Here is a 16,813-nt window from a genome sequence, read left to right on the forward strand (position 1 = left end):
GCGCTGGACACCACGAGATACGCGTTGGTCGGATGAACTGGGCCGCCGGAGCGGCGCGGTTTCCGCCGATGGCCGGCGGCGACTGGCGCGCGCGACCCGGCACGACGTGACGGGCAGCGGGCGGACTCAGATCAGGCGGGGCGGATCGGTCAGATAGGGGCGGCGCGCACCGCGGGGTGCCAGCATCCACGCGGGGGTGCGGCCCTCCAGGGTGAGCATTCCGGCGTGGGACGACGGAGTCTGGGCACCGATACGGCAGGTCGCGCATGTCAGCGACAGCTGGCTAGGCATGTGGCCCGGCATGGTGTCTCTCCTCTGTGTTCGCACTGCGAAAAGCGCTGTTCGTGCGGGGCGCGCCCGGCGTCGCCGGGGCTGCGGCGTTCTCTGCGGAACGCTCTTCGGGCTCGATGCGCGTCAGTGTTTGCAAACGCTTCGGTCGAAAAACGTTCTGCCGATTCAAAACGTTTCTCCAGGACGACGCACGTGCACGGTCTGGGCTCGGTGATGGGCATTCCGGGGCGCCGCGGCTTTCTGCGTGGAGCTCCGAAAAGACTTGAAAGTATTGGATATTTTGGTAGCCGAGCCGACGCTCGTTAACGACTGTATCACGCCGCCCGAGGGGGAGCCATAGGGAGCGGATCGTGGATTCGTTGTACATGGTATTCATGTGGTGATAGCTTTTGTACAAATATGGCGCACTGGCGCCTCCCGCTATCGAGGGGCGGCGGCAGGTGGTTGTCGGCCCTGTTGGTGGCTGCCGTGTTCGACCGCGAGTCTGGAGGCTGCGGCATGGAATCTTCCTGCGATCTGATCTGGTTTCGGCGCGATCTGCGCCTGAGCGACAACGATCTGCTGGCGGTCGAACCGCACGCGGAGACGCTGCTGTGCGTCTTCGTGCTGGAGCCGAGCTGGCTCGAGGACACGCCACCAGCGGTGCCCCAATGGGCGCTGCTGTGGCAGAGTCTGATCGATCTGCGTGGCGCCCTGCTGACACGAGGCAGCGATCTGCTGGTCTGCGTCGGCGAGCCCGAGCAGCTGTTGCCGCGGCTGGTCCAGCGGATCGGCGCCCAGCGGGTGATCACCCACGCCATGGAGGGCGCCAACGAGTGCGCCACGACTCGCCGCGTACAGGCGGCGCTGGCGCCGGATCAGCTCTGTGTGCTGCCCGACTCGCCGCTGTTTCCCGCCCATCATGACGATACCGGCACGCGCGAACTCTCCTTCGGTGAGTTCGTCGCCCTCTCCCGGGGCAGGAGCGCCCTGGCGCCGAGGAGCCCGGGGCAGCCGGTCACGCTGCCGCCCTGGCCACACGATGCCCCGCGCGGGCTACCCTCCCTCGGCAGCCTGCTCGGCGACGTCGAGCCGCTGAGGGCGACGATCTCAGGGGGCGAGCCGGCGGCCCAGGCGCGGCTGCGCCAGCTGCGTGACGCTCCGGCCGACTGGGCGCCCGAGGATGTTCGCGCGCTGCTGCGCTGGCGTGCGTTGGGCTGTGTCTCGGCGCGTCAGCTCTACGCCGTGTGCGAGCGCCTGGATATCCCGGCCGGCGCCGAGTCCCCGCAGCGCTATCTGCGCCACGAGCTGCTGTGGCATGAATATCTGCGCCGCCAGCAGGTCCACGGGATCGACGTCAGCCGCTTCCAGTCCCCGTGCATCGACCCTTCCGGTGGCCGCGAGCCCAGTTTCCTACGCGCTGACGCTGCGACCGATGCGCAGCTGGCCGGGGCTACCACGGCGCTGCGCCAGGAGACGCCGCGCCACCTCGAGCCGACGCCCACGGCGCCGCCACGGCGCAGTACGGGCTCCTGGTTCGATCGTTACTAGCCCACGCGGGTATTGCACGGGATGCGCTACACTGGGCTGACGCCGACGCCCGCCAGCGGCGCAGGCGCGAGGAACCCCAGCATAAAGGAAGTGCATCGTGACGCGTTCTGTTCCCTTCAAAGGCCCCCTGACCCTCTCTCTGTGCCTCGCTGTTGCCCTGGTCGGCTGTCAGAGCGTGGCCGATACCCAGGCGGCGAGTCCTGCCCCCGCTGCCGCGCAGTCGTCCGAGTCGGCGTCCAGCGGGAGCGCGAGTGGGACGGCGGCCGATAGCGCTGCCCGCCCCGACGCTGCCGCAGAAGACAAGGTGACGCCGCAGGCGCGTGCCGGCTTCGACACCTGGGTCGCCGACTTCCGCCGCCAGGCCGCCAGCGAGGGCATCGACCAGGCGACCCTGGCCGAGGCCTTCGACCACGCCACCTATCAGCCGCGGGTCATCGAGCTCGACCGCTCCCAGCCCGAGTTCACCCGCCAGGTGTGGAGCTATCTGGACAGCGCGGTCTCGGATCAGCGTGTCGCCAATGGTCGCGCCCGGCTGGACGCCCATCGAGCGCTGGCCGAGCGCATCGAGCAGCGATACGGCGTACCCGGTAGCATCGTGGTCGCGATCTGGGGCGTCGAGAGTAACTACGGCAGCAATTTCGGCAGCTTCGAGACCATCGACGCGCTCTCGACGCTGGGTTACGAAGGTCGTCGCCAGGCGTTCGCCCGGGGCGAGCTGATGGCCGCGCTCAAGATCCTGCAGAACGGTGACATCGATCGCGATCACATGCGCGGCTCCTGGGCCGGGGCCATGGGACACACCCAGTTCATCCCCTCGAGCTTCCTCGCCTACGCGGTGGATGGTGATGGCGACGGCCGGCGCGATATCTGGGGCAGCATTCCCGACGTCATGGCCTCGACGGCCAACTACCTGGCCAAGTCCGGCTGGCAGCGCGGCCAGCCCTGGGGCGCCGAAGTGAGCCTGCCGGCCGGTTTCGACTACGCCCAGACCGAACTCTCGGTGCGCCACTCGAGTCAGGCCTGGGCGGCCCAGGGCGTGGCGCGGGTCGGCGGCGGGGCGCTGCCGGATTTCGCCGAAGCGTCGGTCATCGCGCCGGCCGGGGCCGAAGGGCCGGCGTTCCTGGTCGGGCCCAATTTCCGCGTGATCATGCGCTACAACGCCTCCACCAGCTATGCCCTGGCGGTCGCCACGCTGGCCGATCGCATCGCCGGCCGGCCCGGCATCCAGGGGCAGTGGCCGCGCTCGGAGCCGGCACTGTCGCGGACCCAGGTGCGTGAGATGCAGCAGGCACTCAACGCGCGTGGCTTCGACGTCGGCACGCCGGATGGGCGGATCGGCCCCAACACCCGGGCGGGGCTGCGTGCCTACCAGCGGTCGATCGGCGTCACCCCGGACGGCTATCCCACCCAGGCGCTGATCCAGCGCCTCGAGGCGCTCTGACAGCGAGCGTTGCGTCAGCGGCAGCACCCGCCACCTCGACCCGCGCGGTCGGTGTGACGGGTGCCGAATGGATCGCGATTCGGCGTCTTTTCCGCTGTTTGCAGCCCGCCACCCCGTGTCACACTCGGGGTTTTCATCGGTTTTGAGAGCGCTGCGGCGCGATGCCAGTGCGCATCGGTCGTCGCGGCGCCGCGAGGCGAGTCATGGGAGTGCAGCGATTCACCGGTGCCAATACCCGGGAGGCCATGCGTCAGGTGCGCCAGGCCCTGGGCGAGGACGTTCTGATCCTATCCAACCGCGTCGTCGACGGCGGCGTGGAGATCGTCGCCATGTCCGAGCAGGCCCACGCCCAGGCGCTGGCCGGACCGGCCGCGGCGGATGCCGAAGGCGATGGCGCGTCGACGGACGAGGCCACGGCGGCCGAGTCGCCGGCGGCCTGGGAAGCCTTCAACCGGCGCATGCTCGAGGACATGCGCGCGCTGCTGCGCGAGACCTCGAGCCCGGCGCCGGCCCCGGGGCAGCAGGTGCGCGATGCGATCCTGCGTCAACTGAGCCAGGCCGGTTTCAGTCACGTACTCTGCGAAACGCTGCTGGAGACGCTGCCGGCGGCGCTGCTCGAGGAGTCCGCCGAGGAGGCCGAGACGCCCGCCTGGCAGGCGTGGCTCGAGCGCCAGTTGGCGGCGCGGCTCGAGGTGCTGGAGAGCGAGGAGGCGCTGTTCGAGGCGGGCGGGCTGTTCGCGCTGGTCGGCCCCACCGGCGCCGGCAAGACCACCACCACGGCCAAGCTGGCGGCGCGCTACGTGATGCGCCACGGCCCGCGCGAGGCTGCCCTGGTGACCACCGACAGCTACCGTATCGGCGCCGCCGAGCAGTTGCGCATCTATGCGCGTCTGCTCGGCGTGGAAGTGCATGCACTGGACGAGCAGGGTGACCTGGGCGCGCTGCTGGGGCGGCTGGCCCAGCCCCGCCGCGGACTGATGGGGCGCTCCGGCGGCAAGCGCATGATGGTGATCGACACCGTCGGCATGAGTCAGCGCGACCAGCGGCTGATGGGCGAGATCGCTCGTCTCGGCGCCGCGCCGGTCAGCGTGCGCCGGCTGCTGGTGCTCGACGCCGCGCGCCACGGCGATACCCTCGAGCAGGTGGTCGAGGCGTGGCAGCGCGCCTCGCAGGAGGCCGGCGAGCCGCTGTGGGGCTGCATTCTGACCAAGCTCGACGAAGCTGCCCGCCTGGGGCCGGTGCTGGACGTGCTGATGCGCCACGGGCTCAAGCTCTGCTATCTCTCGCGCGGACAGCGGGTGCCGGAAGATCTGGAGCCGGTGGAGCGCGATGTGCTGCTGCGCGAAGCGCTCGCCCAAGGCGGTGAGTCGCCGTTTTCGCGCGTCACCGGCAGTGCTCCGGCGGCGCCGGCCCAGGCGCGCCAGCAGGCGCTCTCCCAGGGCGTGCTGCGCCAGGGCGAGGCGCTGGAGGCCACGCTCTCCACGCTGCGCCGGCAGGTGCAGGGGATGGCCTGGCTGGAGCACGCCTGGCCGCGCAACCACGGCGCCGAGAGCGGCGCCTTCGCCGCGCGCATGATGAGTGCGAGTCGTCAGGCCGGGCTGCGCGGGGAGGGGGCGCCGCGGGCGCTGTGGTGGTCCAAGCCGACCCCGGTGCGTGGCCAGGGGCAAGCGATGCCACTGGTGGCGCTGGATGCCCAGGGTATGCCGCAGCCGCTGGTGTGGCCGCGTCATGAACTTCCGGCGGGAGACGACGCGCGCTTTGCCTGGGCCGACTCGCTGGGCGCCGAGTGGCACCTGCTGAACCAGTTGCCGGATGTCGAGCTGCTCGCCGGTCTCGACGTGCAGCGGCGCAGTTGGCTCGCCGCCACCAGCGCCAGTCGCCGCGTGCGCCATAGCGGCGAGTGGCTGCGCCTGGATGAGGCGCTGGCGCTGGGCGAGGCGCAGCCGGGGATCACGATGTTCCACCGCGGGCGTCAGGCGCGCCTCGATCTCAGGCGCCTCGAGACTACCCTGGCCAAGCGCCGCGGCGATAGCGAGGGGCTGCCGGTGATCGCCTGGGAAGGGACCTGGCACGACGAGGCCGACGGTCGCCAGTTGGGGCGGCGCTTCTGGATCGGCAGTGCCCGCACCGGCTTCGACAGCGGCTCGCGGCTGGCCGCGGCGCTGGCCCTGGAGGGCCTGCCCAGCCTGACCCAGCAGGCCGAGCGGCTACTCAAGACACGCCGCCCCGAGCTCGAAGAGCGTGCCCACCGCTGGCAGCTCGCTGCCGCCCTGGCCGCGCTGGCACTGCACCTGGCCCAGGCGGAAGCCGGCTGGGCCACGGACGTACGCGCACGGCTGTCGGATATCGCCCAGCGCCGCTGCGGGCGTCGGCCCAAGGCCTTGCTCGAGGGGCTGATGGATGCGCTGAGCGCCCACCAGACCCTGCGCCGCGCCAAGGGTATGGCCGGGGCGGCGACGGACGCCGGGCGGTGAGCGATCAGGCCGCCGGGCTGCGCGCCTGGCAGCGTCAGCGTGACCGCTGGCCGCTGCTGGTGCTGGGTGAGCCGCGACGCGGCGCGCTGGAGAGCCTGCTGAAGTCACTGAACGCGCGCAGCGGACGGCGCTGGGAGCCGGTGACCCTGGCCGAGGCGGCGCGGGCAGCACCCGGGCACGCGCTGCTCTGGGTAGAGAGCCGGCCGGTGGACGCGACCCTCGACTACCGCTGGCTCAAGCGCATGGCGGTGGATGTCGGCCCGCTGCCGACGCTGTTGCATCTGGAGTCGGCGGCGATCAGCCAGTCGCGGCTGGATAACCTGAGCGTCGCCGCGCGCCGCTTTCTGGGGGTCGAGCTCAGCCACGACCCCGGTCGCTGGCTGGCACCCTGAGCCGGCGCCGCCACAGCGACCACCGCCGGCCGCTGCGCCCAGATCGCTGGTCATTACCCGCTCGGACTTGTCATCACCCTGCTCAGAATAGCCGCGCCAGCAGCGCGGTCACCGCGGTCTCCACGCGCAGAATGCGCTCGCCCAGATGGACCCCTTCGCACCCCGCCTCTTCGAAGCGGGTCACCTCGTAATCGACGAAGCCGCCCTCCGGGCCGATCGCCAGCAGCGTCGGTTCGTCGATACCGCGTGGGCACGCCTGCGGCATGCCCGGATGGGCGATCAGCCCGCGCCGGCCCGCCAGCAGCGCCGGCAGGCGATCCTCGACGAACGGCTTGAAGCGCGTCTCCAGGGTCACCTCGGGCAGACGGGTGTCACGCGCCTGCTCCAGCCCCAGCATCAGGTGCTGATGGATCTTGTCGGGGCGAAGCTCCGGGGACTGCCAGTAGCTCTTCTCGACCCGACGCGTATGCAGCAGCGTCAGCTGCTTCACCCCCAGCGCGGCGATGTGCTCGAGGCTGCGTGCCAGCATGCGCGGCCGTGGCAGCGCCAGCAGCAGGTGTACCGGCAGTGGCGCCGGGGGCTCGCGGTCGAGCGCGGGCACGTGGAACAGCGCCTCGCTGGCGGTCAACGTCAGCAGCTCGCCACGGCCGATGGCGCCGTCGAGCGCGCCCACGGTCAGGCTATCGCCGGGGGCGGCGCGATGCACCTCGCGCAGATGGGTCAGGCGGCGCGGATCGCACACGCGGGCGTGGCTGGCGTCGATCCAGTCGGCGGGTTCGAGCAGAATCAGGTTCATGCAGGCAGCGGGGCACTCGGGGATGAGAATCGGGCGCCTATTGTGCCTCAGGCGCAGGCACCGGGGCCAACGGCAGCGGTCTGGCGGCGGCCGGGAACAGGTGCGATGCGCTCGGGGGCTTTCTGGCCCGGGCCTTTCTGACATAATGCCTCTTCCATATTCGGTGACAGCGCAACGAAAGGCGAGCGATGAAGGTTCTGATCCTAGGAGGCGGCGGGCGCGAGCACGCCCTGGCGTGGAAGGCGGCACAGTCGCCACAGGTCGACACGGTGTTCGTGGCCCCCGGCAACGCCGGCACTGCCCGCGAGGCGGGGCTGACCAACGTGGCGATCGACGCCATGGACTTCGACGCGCTGATCGCCTTCGCCCGCGACAACGATGTCGAACTCACCATCGTCGGCCCCGAGGCGCCGCTGGTGGCGGGCGTGGTCGACCGCTTCCAGCAGGCGGGCCTGGCGATCTTCGGCCCCTCGGCCGCGGCGGCCCAGCTGGAAGGGTCCAAGGCCTTCACCAAGGATTTCCTGGCCCGCCATGCGATCCCCTCGGCGGCCTACCAGACCTTCAGTGAAGTCGCCCCGGCGCTCGACTATCTCGACCAGCAGGGCGCGCCGATCGTGATCAAGGCCGATGGTCTTGCCGCCGGCAAGGGCGTGGTGGTGGCGATGACCCACGCCGAGGCGGCGGCGGCGATCCGCGATATGCTCGAGGACAACGCCTTCGGCGATGCCGGCGCCCGGGTGGTGATCGAGGAGTTCCTCGACGGCGAGGAGGCGAGCTTCATCGTCATGGTCGACGGCGAGCACGTCTGGCCGATGGCCACCAGCCAGGACCACAAGCGCGCCTACGATGGCGACGCCGGCCCCAATACCGGCGGCATGGGCGCCTATTCGCCGGCACCGGTGGTCACCGAGACGGTCTATCAGCGCATCATGGACGAGGTGATCACCCCGACCGTCGCCGGCATGGCCGCGGAAGGGCACCCCTACACCGGTTTCCTCTACGCCGGGCTGATGATCGACGCCACGGGCACGCCCAAGGTGATCGAGTACAACTGCCGCTTCGGTGACCCCGAGACCCAGCCGATCCTGATGCGCCTGGAGGGCGATCTGGTGGGGCTGTGCCAGGCTGCCCTGGCGCAGGGTCTGGATCGCGCCGAGGGGAGCTGGGACCCGCGCGCTGCGGTCGGCGTGGTGATGGCGGCCGGCGGCTATCCCGGCAGCTATCCCAAGGGGGATGCGATCGACGGCCTCGACGCCGCCGAGCAGTGCGGCTGCAAGGTGTTCCATGCCGGCACCGCGCAGAGCGACGATGGTCGCGTCGTCACCAGCGGCGGGCGTGTGCTATGTGTGACCGCGCTGGGCGAGAGCGTTGCCGCCGCCGCCGAGCGGGCCTACGCAGGCGTCGCCGAGATCACCTGGGCGGGGGCCGAGTATCGCCGCGACATTGCCCATCGGGCGATCGCCCGTGAGCGCGAGGACGTCGCGTCACGCAGCTAATCAACCCAGCGCGCAGCCAAGAGCTGCGCCGGGATCGGGGAACCAGCGCCATGCCGCAGCTACAGCCATATCGCGACGCCATCGCGGCGATCTGCCGCCCCGCGGTGGCCCGGGACGTGTCGAGGGCCATCCGGCTCGGCAGGGGGGCGCGGCATGTCGCGTGAGTTCCCGATCATCGCCGTCACCGGCTCCTCCGGCGCCGGCACCACCACGGTCAAGCGCACCTTCGAGCGCATGTTCGCGCGGGAGGACGTCCACGCCGCCTTCATCGACGGCGACGCCTTCCACCGCTACTCGCGGGCGGAGCTGGCCGAGATCCTGCAGACCGAGCCGGAGCGCAAGGCGGAGCTGTCGCACTTCTCGGTCAACGCCAATCTGCTGGATCGTCTGGATACGCTGTTCCAGGAGTACGGCGACAGCGGCAAGGGCACCTATCGCCACTATATCCACGCCGAAGACAAGCGCATGATCGAGGCCGGCTGGCAGGTCGGCACCTTCACCGACTGGCAGCCGATTCCCAGCGGTACCGATCTGATGCTCTACGAAGGGCTGCATGGCGGGCTGGTGACCCACGAGGTGGATATCGCGCGGCACGTCGACATGCTGATCGGGGTGGCACCGACCATCAATCTGGAGTGGCTGCAGAAGATCGACCGTGACACCAAGCTGCGCGGCTATTCGCAGGAGGCGGTGATCGAGACCATTCTCGGGCGGATGCACGACTACGTGCGCTACATCCAGCCCCAGCTCTCGCGCACCCACATCAATTTCCAGCGCGTGCCGACGGTGGACACCTCCAACCCGTTCGAGCTGCAGGACGTGCCCAACGACGGCGAGTCGTTCGTGGTGATCCGCTTCCGCGACCCGGAGGCGGTGGATTTCCCCTATCTGGTGACCATGATCCATGACGCCTTCATGAGCCGTCCCAACACCCTGGTGGTGCCGGGGGCGCGGCTGTCGCTGGCGATGGATCTGATCCTGGCGCCCAAGGTGCGCCAGCTGCTGGCGCAGCGCCGTTTTCGTTGATGTGCGATGGCGTCAGCCGCTGACGCCGGATCCTTTCCTATCCGAAGGAGACCCCATGGAGCCCACGCTGTTCAGCAAGATCATCGACCGCGAGATTCCGGCCGACATCGTCTATGAAGACGAGCACGTGCTCGCCTTCCGTGACATCAATCCCCAGGCACCGACCCATGTGCTGATCATTCCCAAGAAGCCGATCGCCACCCTCAATGACATCGAAGAGGCGGATCTGGCCCTGGTCGGCCGACTGCAGTACACCGCGGCCAGGCTGGCCAAGCAGTTCGGTTTCGCCGAGGACGGCTACCGCGTGGTGATGAACTGCAACGAAGATGGCGGGCAGTCGGTCTATCATATCCACATGCACCTGTTGGGTGGGCGCAAGCTGACCTGGCCGCCGGGCTGATAGGTCCGGGGTCTGGGGTATTTCCGCACACGGGTAAGGAGACTCACATGGCGCGCCAGCTGTCGCGTAGCGACAATCTGATTCACCAGTTCGACAGCGTACTGCGCACGTTGGTGCCGGGGGCGGCGCAGCCGCGTCGGCCCTCGCCGGCCCTCGCCCAGCCCGAGGGCGCGCTCGACGACGAGCAGCGCCGCCACGTGGCCGGGCTGATGCGCATCAACCATACCGGCGAGGTGTGTGCCCAGGCGCTCTATCAGGGCCAGGGGCTGACCGCCAAGCTGGGCGACACCCGCGAGCGCATGGAAGAGGCGGCAGCGGAGGAGGTCGATCATCTGTCCTGGTGCGACCAGCGCCTGCAGGAGCTGGATGGTCGTACCAGCTATCTCAACCCCGCCTTCTACGCCGCCTCCTTCGGGCTCGGCGCCCTGGCCGGGGCGATCGGCGACCGCATCAGCCTGGGCTTCGTCGCCGCCACCGAGGAGCAGGTCGGGCACCATCTGGAGGCGCATCTGCGCAAGCTGCCGATCGATGACAAGCGCTCGCGGGCGGTGCTCGAACAGATGCGTATCGACGAGGCGCAGCACGAGCGCATGGCGCTGGAATCCGGCGGCAGTCGCTTTCCGCTGCCGGTGAAGTGGGGCATGCGGCTGGTGTCGAAGGTGATGACCAAGAGTGTCTATCGCCTTTGAGTGTGGCGCCGTCGAGGGCGGCGGATAGTCGTCGGGAAGGCAAACAAAAACCGCGACCGGAGTCGCGGTTTTTGCGTATGGCTCGCCGGACGTGACGGCGCTCAGGCCTCGACGATCTCGTAGTCGTGGGTGATCTCCACGCCCCCTTTGGCCAGCATCAGCGAGGCGCTGCAGTACTTCTCGGCGGAGAGGTCGACCGCGCGCTTGACCTGGGCCTCCTTGAGACCACGGCCCGTGACCACGAAGTGCACATGGATCTTGGTGAACACGCTGGGCGTGCCGTCGAAGCGCTCGGCTTCCAGGGTCGCGACGCAGTCGGTGACGTCGGCGCGCGCCTTCTCCAGGATCTGGATCACGTCGAACGAGGTGCAGCCGCCGAGCCCCATCAGCACCAGCTCCATCGGTCGCGGCCCGGTGTTGCGCCCGCCGTGGTCGGGGTTGCCGTCGATCACGACGCTGTGGCCGCTGCCGGATTCGGTGACGAACTGGCGGCCGTCGGTCCACTTGACTGTGGCTTTCATGCAATCGATTCCTTCACTCGGATAACGTGGCGGCAGCATAACACTCCCGACAGGCTGAGGTTACGCCCGGCGCAGCCGGCTCTCGAGGTCGGCCAGGCGCTGCGGCGTGCCGACATCGACCCAGTCGCCGCGGTGGTGCCAGCCACCCACCCGCCCGGCGCGCATCGCCGCGAGCAGCAGCGGCGCCAGCTTGGCTGCCTCGCCGTCGGGGAGATCGGCGACCAGCTGCGGGTGGATCACGCCGACCCCGGCATAGACCAGACGCGGCTCGCCCTCGGCGTGCAGGCGCCCATCGGCGTCGAGATGGAAGTCGCCGCGAGGGTGGAAGTCGGTGGTGGCGACCATCGCCAGATGGGCCAGATCGCCTGCGGTCAGCGTCGGCTGAGCCAGGTCGATATCGCTCCAGACGTCGCCGTTGAGCAGCAGGAAGGGGGCATCGCCCAGCAGCGCCAGGGCATGGCGCAGGCCGCCGGCGGTCTCCAGCGGCGTGGGCTCGCGGCTGAAGGAGAGGCGCAGGCCGAAGCGTTGGCCATCGCCGAGGGCCGCGACGATCTGCTCGCCCCGGTAGCTCACGTTGATCACCACCTCGCGGAAGCCGGCCGCCGCGAGACGTTCCAGATGGTGTTCGATCAGCGGCTTGCCGGCCACCGGCAGCAGCGGCTTGGGGCAGTGGTCGGTGAGCGGTCGCATGCGGCTGCCGAGCCCGGCGGCCAGGATCATCGCTTTCATGTCGAGACTCCCTTCGAAGGCTCCTGTGCCTGCTCGGCATGGTGCCGGGCCAGCCGCGTCTGCATCGCCGGGTGGTAGGTCTCGCGCAGCCAGGCGTGGAATTCGGCCAGCTCGGGCAGTGCCTCGAGGCCGGCGTCGAGCTGGGCATAGAAGTGCGGCAGCCAGTCGAGATAGCGCGGCTTGCCGTCGCGCAGGCAGAGGCGGCAGAACTGACCCAGGATCTTGAGCTGGCGCTGGGCGCCGATCGCCTCGACGCCAGCCCGGAAGGTCGCGGCATCCGGCAGGTGGGCGCCGAGGTCGGCCTGACTGCGGCGGTGGAAGTCGTCGATCCAGCTATCCATCTCCGCCCGCGACCAGCGCTGGTAGCGCCCGCGCAGCAGCGAGATCAGGTCATAGCCCAGTGGACCCGCCAGGGCGCCCTGGAAATCGATCAGGGCCAGTTCGCCATCGACACGCATCAGGTTCATGGCATCGAAGTCGCGGTGCACGGCGACCTCGGGCAGTGCCGCGATGCGCGCCAGCAACTGCTGTTTGGTGGTCGCCCAGCAGCTTGGCGTCTCCAGATCCAGCCAGCGCCCCAGGCCCCAGTCGGGGAAGCGCTCCAGCTCCTCCTCCATGAAGGCGGCGGAGTAGGGCGGCAGCTCTGCCGGTGACGCCAGCCGCTGCAGGCGCAGCAGCAGATCGATGGCCTGGGCCGTACCCCGCCGCGCCGAGTCGGTATCGACGAAGTGGTGGTGCAGGCTGTCGTCGCCGAGATCGTCGAGTTCGAGGAAGCCCTGGTCGAGGTCGACGGCGTGGATCGCCGGCACCGGCAGGCCGGCTGCGCGCCAGCTGCGGCCGATAGCGACGAAGGCGTGGCTATCCTCGAGCTCGGGTGGGGCATCCATCAGCATGCGCGTGGTGCCGTCGGGTAGATGCACCCGGCAGTAGCCACGCAGGCTGGCATCGCCGGCGACGGGCTCGAAGCGGCAGGTATCGGCGGCAACGGCGTGGTGCCGGGCTATCCAGGTGCGCAGCTGAGCAAGGCGCAGACTCATCGAGACTCCCAGGTTGGATCGAGTTGACGGGGTGCGGATGTCACCGCATGCTGAAGCCGCTCTTGGGCTTGGGCGATGACTTGGCAGATGACGTCTGGACGCGGCCCTGCCGGCGGAGAGGGCTTGCTTGCCCTTGGCGGCGCCAGTGTGCCGTCTTTGGCCGGATGCGCCAACTCATCGTGACGCGAGCGCGACCAGACAACAGAGAACGACCCCGCGGCAAGTGCCGGCGAGGTCTGTATAATACCGGCTCCACTCGGCAAGGACACAGAGGACATGGGCAAGCGACTGGTCTGGACTGCCCTCACCGGCGTGATTTCATCGACCGCCCAGGCGGCCCCTCCGGCACCGCTACCGGCGGACCAACTGGACTGGGTACCCTGGGGCGATCAGGCACCGGCCGGCGAACTGTGCGGCGGGCGCTATGTCCAGCCCGGCTATCTGCTGCCCGAGGGGCGGACGCCGGAAGAGGTCCTCTCCAACTCCGCCACCGCGGAGTATGGCGACAACGGCGAGACGATCCTCGGGGGCGAGGTGGTGCTGCGGCGTGGCGACAGCCAGCTGCAGGCGCCGCAGGTGCGGGTCAACGCCGCCCGCGATACCGCCTTCGCCGACGGCCCCCTGACCATCCGCTACCCCGGTCTGCTGGTGCGCGGCGACGACGGCCAGGTCTCGCTCGACAGCGACGCGGCGCGGATCGACGACGCCCACTACGTGATCCACGATCAGCGCGCACGCGGCGATGCTCAGGCGCTGGAGCGTCTCGACGATGGCCGCTATCGCATGCGCGAGGCCAGTTTCACCACCTGTGCGCCGGACAGCCGGCTATGGCGGATCGTCGGCAGCGACGTCACCATCGACCGCGCCCAAGGCTACGGTACCGCCACCAACGCGCGCCTCGAGATGGGCGATGTGCCGGTATTCTACTGGCCCTGGGTGCGCTTCCCGGTGGACGACCGCCGCCAGAGCGGCTTTCTGTGGCCGACCGTGGGGATTACCAGCGACGGGCTCGACTACAGCCAGCCCTACTATCTGAATCTGGCCCCCAACTACGACGCCACCATCACCCCCAGGGTCATCACCGATCACGGCCTGCTCATGGGCGGCGAATTTCGCTATCTCTTCGGCAGCGATCGCGGCACCCTCGATGGCGCCTACCTGGCCAACGACCGCGGCGGCAACAACGACAATCCCAACGTTGCCAATGACGCTTTCGATGGCAAGGATCGCTGGTTCGTCGACTATCGTCACTACGGCTACTTCACCGACCGTCTGGACTATGCACTGCGCTATGGCGCCGCCAGTGATGGCCGCTACTTCGACGACTTCGGTAGTGACTTCGCCGAGCAGGACACCGAGTACCTCGAGCGTCTGGCGCGGCTCTCCTACCAGGGCACCACCTGGTATCTGGACGCCCGCGCCCAGGGCTACCAGCGCATGCAGTACCCGATCGACGAGAACGATCGCCCCTACTACCGCCTGCCCAGTCTGACCGCCAATGCGCGCTGGCAGCAGGATAGCGGCTTCTATCAGGAGTGGAACTCCAACGCCTCCTACTTCTGGCGCGATCTGCACGGCGTCGATGCCCAGGGCAACTGGTTCGACGAGGACGAGAACCGGGTTCGCAACATTCCGCTGCGGGAGTCGGCCAACGGCTCGCGCCTCAATCTGACCCCGGCCATCGGCTGGCGTGCCCAGCCCAGCTGGGGCTTCCTCGAGCCGCGCTTCCAGCTGTGGCAGACCAACTATGAGCTCGACTACGGCAATCGTGACACCAACCGCGACGAGACGCTGTCGCGCACGGTGCCGGTCTACTCGCTGGATTCGGGGCTGATCTTCCAGCGCGATGTGACCGCGTTCGACCAGGGCTTCAAACAGACCTTCGAGCCGCGGCTCTACTACGCCTACGTGCCCGAGCGCAATCAGTCCGAGTATCCGGTCTTCGATACCGACGAGCAGGCGATCTCGTGGAGCCAGCTGTGGTCGCCCTACCGCTTCACCGGGGCCGACCGTGTGGGTGACGTCAACAAGCTCTCCTATGGCGCCTCGACCCGCTTCCTCGAAGATGACACCGGGCGTGAGCGGCTGGCGCTGTCGGTCGGGCAGAGCGCCTACTTCCAGGATCGCAACGTCACCCTGCTCGACGACAGCGACAATCTCACCCCCGCGCAGCGGCGCTATGACGATTATCGGCGCACGCGTGACCGCTCGCCGGTGATCACCCAGCTCGACTGGCGCATCAATGACCAGTGGCGCTCGCGCTACGAGTGGTTCTACGACGATCACCGCTCGCAGACCGAAAAGGCCTCCGCCTACCTGCAGTATCTGAGTCCGGCCGGCCATGTATTGAACCTTGGCTACCGTTGGCAGCTCCAAGGTTTCGATCCGGCCAGCGATGCCGACGATCAACTGAGCTACAACCGCGAGGATTTCGACGTCTCGTTCGCCTACAAGGCGACCTCGTCGCTCGATCTGATCGGCCGCTATCTCTACGACAACACCAACAAACGTGATCTGGAGACGCTGGCCGGGGTGCAGTTCAACAGCTGCTGCAGCGCGGTGCAGGTGGTCTGGCGCGAGTGGGTCGACGACAATGACACCGCCTACACCATCGACGACGACTACACCGATCGCGGCCTGTTCCTGCGCTTCGTGTTCAAGGGTCTCGGCGGTGTGGGGCAGAATGCCGATAGCTACTTTGCCACCGCGGTGCCGGGCTACGAACCCACCAAATTCTGAGCCGAGCCCGGCGGGTGCCGGGCCAGCGTCAGTCGCGACGCCAGATACGAGGTCAGCCGATCAAGCGTCGTGATGCAGCGAGCAAGATCCGTGATTCATCAAGCAAGGGAAGTGCTGAACAAATAGGCGAGCGGGATGAAGTGTAAGGCGCCCGGAGCGCAAGAACCGCAGCATATGGGGTATATGTGAGGATTCTTAGCACCGCGCAACGCAGCGATTCGCCCGAGCAGGCATTTGTGCAGTATTCCCTTAGAGTTGTCCTTCATCAAGCAAGAGAGGTAGGCATGCGTCCTAGAGTGTGGATTCCCCTGGCGCTGGTCATGCTGCTGTCGCCACTGTCGGCGATGGCCGAGGTGGTGCCGCTGGACCGTATCGTCGCCGTGGTCAACGACGACGCCATCATGCACAGCCAGCTCGAGCAGCGGGTCGCCCAGGTCAAGAGCCAGCTCGCGTCCAGCAACATCTCCGCGCCGCCGGAGAAGACCCTCGAGCATCAGGTGCTCGACCGCATGATCACCGAGCAGATCGAGCTGCAGATGGCCGAGAAGGGCAAGCTGAACGTCGACGAGACCCAGCTCAATGCCACCATGCGCGGTATCGCCCAGAACAACGGCATGACCCTGGATCAGTTCGCCGACCGCCTGGAAAAAGAGGGGCAGTCGCTGGCCGAGGTGCGCGAGCAGGTGCGCCGCGAGCTGCTGATCCGTCAGGTCCAGCAGCGCGAGGTCGCCAACAAGGTGACAGTGTCGGATCGCGAGATCGACCGCTTCCTGGAGCAGGCCGGCCAGAACAGCAACGTCTCCTATCATCTGGCCCAGATCCTGGTCGCGGTGCCGCAGTCGCCGACCCCGGATCAGGTGCGCCAGGCCCAGGCCAAGGCCGAGAAGCTCTATCAGGAGCTCAAGAGCGGCGCCGATTTCCGCAAGCTGGCGGTCTCCGAGTCCGACGGTGGCCAGGCGCTGAAGGGCGGCGATCTCGGCTGGCGTCCGGCGGCGCAGATTCCGACCATCTTCGCCGATGTCATTCCCGATCTCACCAAAGGTGAGGTGAGTCAGCCGATCCGCAGCCCCAGCGGCTTCCACCTGGTCAAGCTGATCGATAGCCGCGGTGGTGATGGCAAGCAGATCTCCCGCGAGCAGGCGAGCCAGGCGATCTTCCAGCGCAAGGTCAACGACGAACTCGAGGCGTGGACGCAGGAGATTCGCGCCAGCGCCTACGTCGACAACCGCCTCGACAAGCAGTAAAGGAGTCG

At 68.5% G+C, this 16,813-nt stretch carries 15 protein-coding genes; 10 read left to right on the forward strand and 5 right to left on the reverse strand.

Features of this window, described 5'->3' with window-relative positions; all coding sequences use genetic code 11:
- Positions 1 to 126 precede the first annotated feature (126 nt).
- On the reverse strand, positions 127 to 303 hold the full coding sequence (locus DOM66_RS19590; RefSeq protein WP_157958797.1) for a hypothetical protein: 177 nt from the start codon (positions 301 to 303) through the stop codon (positions 127 to 129).
- A 486-nt stretch (positions 304 to 789) separates the two neighbouring features.
- On the opposite strand from DOM66_RS19590, the gene DOM66_RS12720 reads away from it, so the two are divergent.
- From DOM66_RS12720 to DOM66_RS12735, 4 genes are all read left to right on the forward strand, one after another.
- The gene (locus DOM66_RS12720; protein WP_157958796.1) at positions 790 to 1,821 is read left to right on the forward strand and encodes a deoxyribodipyrimidine photo-lyase; all 1,032 of its coding nucleotides are present in this window, start codon (positions 790 to 792) and stop codon (positions 1,819 to 1,821) included.
- A gap of 175 nt (positions 1,822 to 1,996) precedes the next feature.
- A complete protein-coding gene (locus DOM66_RS12725) occupies positions 1,997 to 3,262 on the forward strand; it encodes a lytic murein transglycosylase (RefSeq protein WP_188115187.1) in 1,266 nt (421 codons plus the stop codon).
- Positions 3,263 to 3,465: 203 nt separating this feature from the next.
- Positions 3,466 to 5,736 (forward strand): flagellar biosynthesis protein FlhF, encoded by a 2,271-nt coding sequence (gene flhF / locus DOM66_RS12730; protein WP_188115185.1) that lies wholly within the window; start codon positions 3,466 to 3,468, stop codon positions 5,734 to 5,736.
- Positions 5,733 to 6,128 (forward strand): hypothetical protein, encoded by a 396-nt coding sequence (locus tag DOM66_RS12735; protein ID WP_110674692.1) that lies wholly within the window; start codon positions 5,733 to 5,735, stop codon positions 6,126 to 6,128. Before flhF ends, DOM66_RS12735 begins: the two co-directional genes overlap by 4 nt.
- An 82-nt stretch (positions 6,129 to 6,210) precedes the next feature.
- Here the strand turns inward: DOM66_RS12735 and DOM66_RS12740 are convergent, their stop codons facing one another.
- Complete coding sequence (locus tag DOM66_RS12740; protein WP_110674691.1) at positions 6,211 to 6,924, reverse strand: 16S rRNA (uracil(1498)-N(3))-methyltransferase; 714 nt, start codon at positions 6,922 to 6,924, stop codon at positions 6,211 to 6,213.
- A 188-nt stretch (positions 6,925 to 7,112) separates the two neighbouring features.
- Here DOM66_RS12740 and purD point away from each other — a divergent pair, with 188 nt between their 5' ends.
- The 4 genes from purD to coq7 all read left to right on the forward strand — a co-directional run bounded on the left by purD (position 7,113) and on the right by coq7 (position 10,535).
- The gene (gene purD / locus DOM66_RS12745) at positions 7,113 to 8,420 is read left to right on the forward strand and encodes a phosphoribosylamine--glycine ligase (RefSeq protein ID WP_110674690.1); all 1,308 of its coding nucleotides are present in this window, start codon (positions 7,113 to 7,115) and stop codon (positions 8,418 to 8,420) included.
- 153 nt (positions 8,421 to 8,573) lie between these two features.
- Positions 8,574 to 9,446 (forward strand): phosphoribulokinase, encoded by an 873-nt coding sequence (locus DOM66_RS12750; RefSeq protein WP_035472335.1) that lies wholly within the window; start codon positions 8,574 to 8,576, stop codon positions 9,444 to 9,446.
- Positions 9,447 to 9,501: 55 nt separating this feature from the next.
- On the forward strand, positions 9,502 to 9,846 hold the full coding sequence (locus DOM66_RS12755; protein ID WP_110674689.1) for a histidine triad nucleotide-binding protein: 345 nt from the start codon (positions 9,502 to 9,504) through the stop codon (positions 9,844 to 9,846).
- Positions 9,847 to 9,893: 47 nt separating this feature from the next.
- On the forward strand, positions 9,894 to 10,535 hold the full coding sequence (gene coq7, locus DOM66_RS12760) for a 2-polyprenyl-3-methyl-6-methoxy-1,4-benzoquinone monooxygenase (RefSeq protein WP_110674688.1): 642 nt from the start codon (positions 9,894 to 9,896) through the stop codon (positions 10,533 to 10,535).
- Positions 10,536 to 10,636: 101 nt separating this feature from the next.
- Here coq7 and DOM66_RS12765 read toward each other — a convergent pair whose 3' ends face one another.
- Genes DOM66_RS12765 through DOM66_RS12775 form a run of 3 tightly spaced genes read right to left on the reverse strand, consistent with a single transcriptional unit; the run spans position 10,637 to position 12,822 of the window.
- Positions 10,637 to 11,056, reverse strand: a complete 420-nt coding sequence (locus DOM66_RS12765; RefSeq protein ID WP_106418540.1) for an OsmC family protein — start codon at positions 11,054 to 11,056, stop codon at positions 10,637 to 10,639.
- Positions 11,057 to 11,116: 60 nt separating this feature from the next.
- The gene (gene murU / locus DOM66_RS12770) at positions 11,117 to 11,785 is read right to left on the reverse strand and encodes an N-acetylmuramate alpha-1-phosphate uridylyltransferase MurU (protein ID WP_110674687.1); all 669 of its coding nucleotides are present in this window, start codon (positions 11,783 to 11,785) and stop codon (positions 11,117 to 11,119) included.
- Positions 11,782 to 12,822 (reverse strand): aminoglycoside phosphotransferase family protein, encoded by a 1,041-nt coding sequence (locus tag DOM66_RS12775; protein ID WP_110690387.1) that lies wholly within the window; start codon positions 12,820 to 12,822, stop codon positions 11,782 to 11,784. The genes murU and DOM66_RS12775 overlap by 4 nt, the downstream gene beginning before the upstream one ends.
- A gap of 276 nt (positions 12,823 to 13,098) precedes the next feature.
- On the opposite strand from DOM66_RS12775, the gene DOM66_RS12780 reads away from it, so the two are divergent.
- Positions 13,099 to 15,561 carry an LPS-assembly protein LptD gene (locus DOM66_RS12780; RefSeq protein ID WP_110690389.1) on the forward strand — a complete coding sequence of 821 codons (2,463 nt, stop codon included), beginning with the start codon at positions 13,099 to 13,101 and terminating at the stop codon, positions 15,559 to 15,561.
- A gap of 284 nt (positions 15,562 to 15,845) precedes the next feature.
- Positions 15,846 to 16,805 (forward strand): peptidylprolyl isomerase, encoded by a 960-nt coding sequence (locus tag DOM66_RS12785; protein ID WP_110690393.1) that lies wholly within the window; start codon positions 15,846 to 15,848, stop codon positions 16,803 to 16,805.
- Positions 16,806 to 16,813: the final 8 nt, after the last annotated feature.

Source organism: Salinicola endophyticus, from assembly GCF_003206575.1.
Classification (GTDB): Bacteria; Pseudomonadota; Gammaproteobacteria; order Pseudomonadales; family Halomonadaceae; genus Salinicola; species Salinicola endophyticus.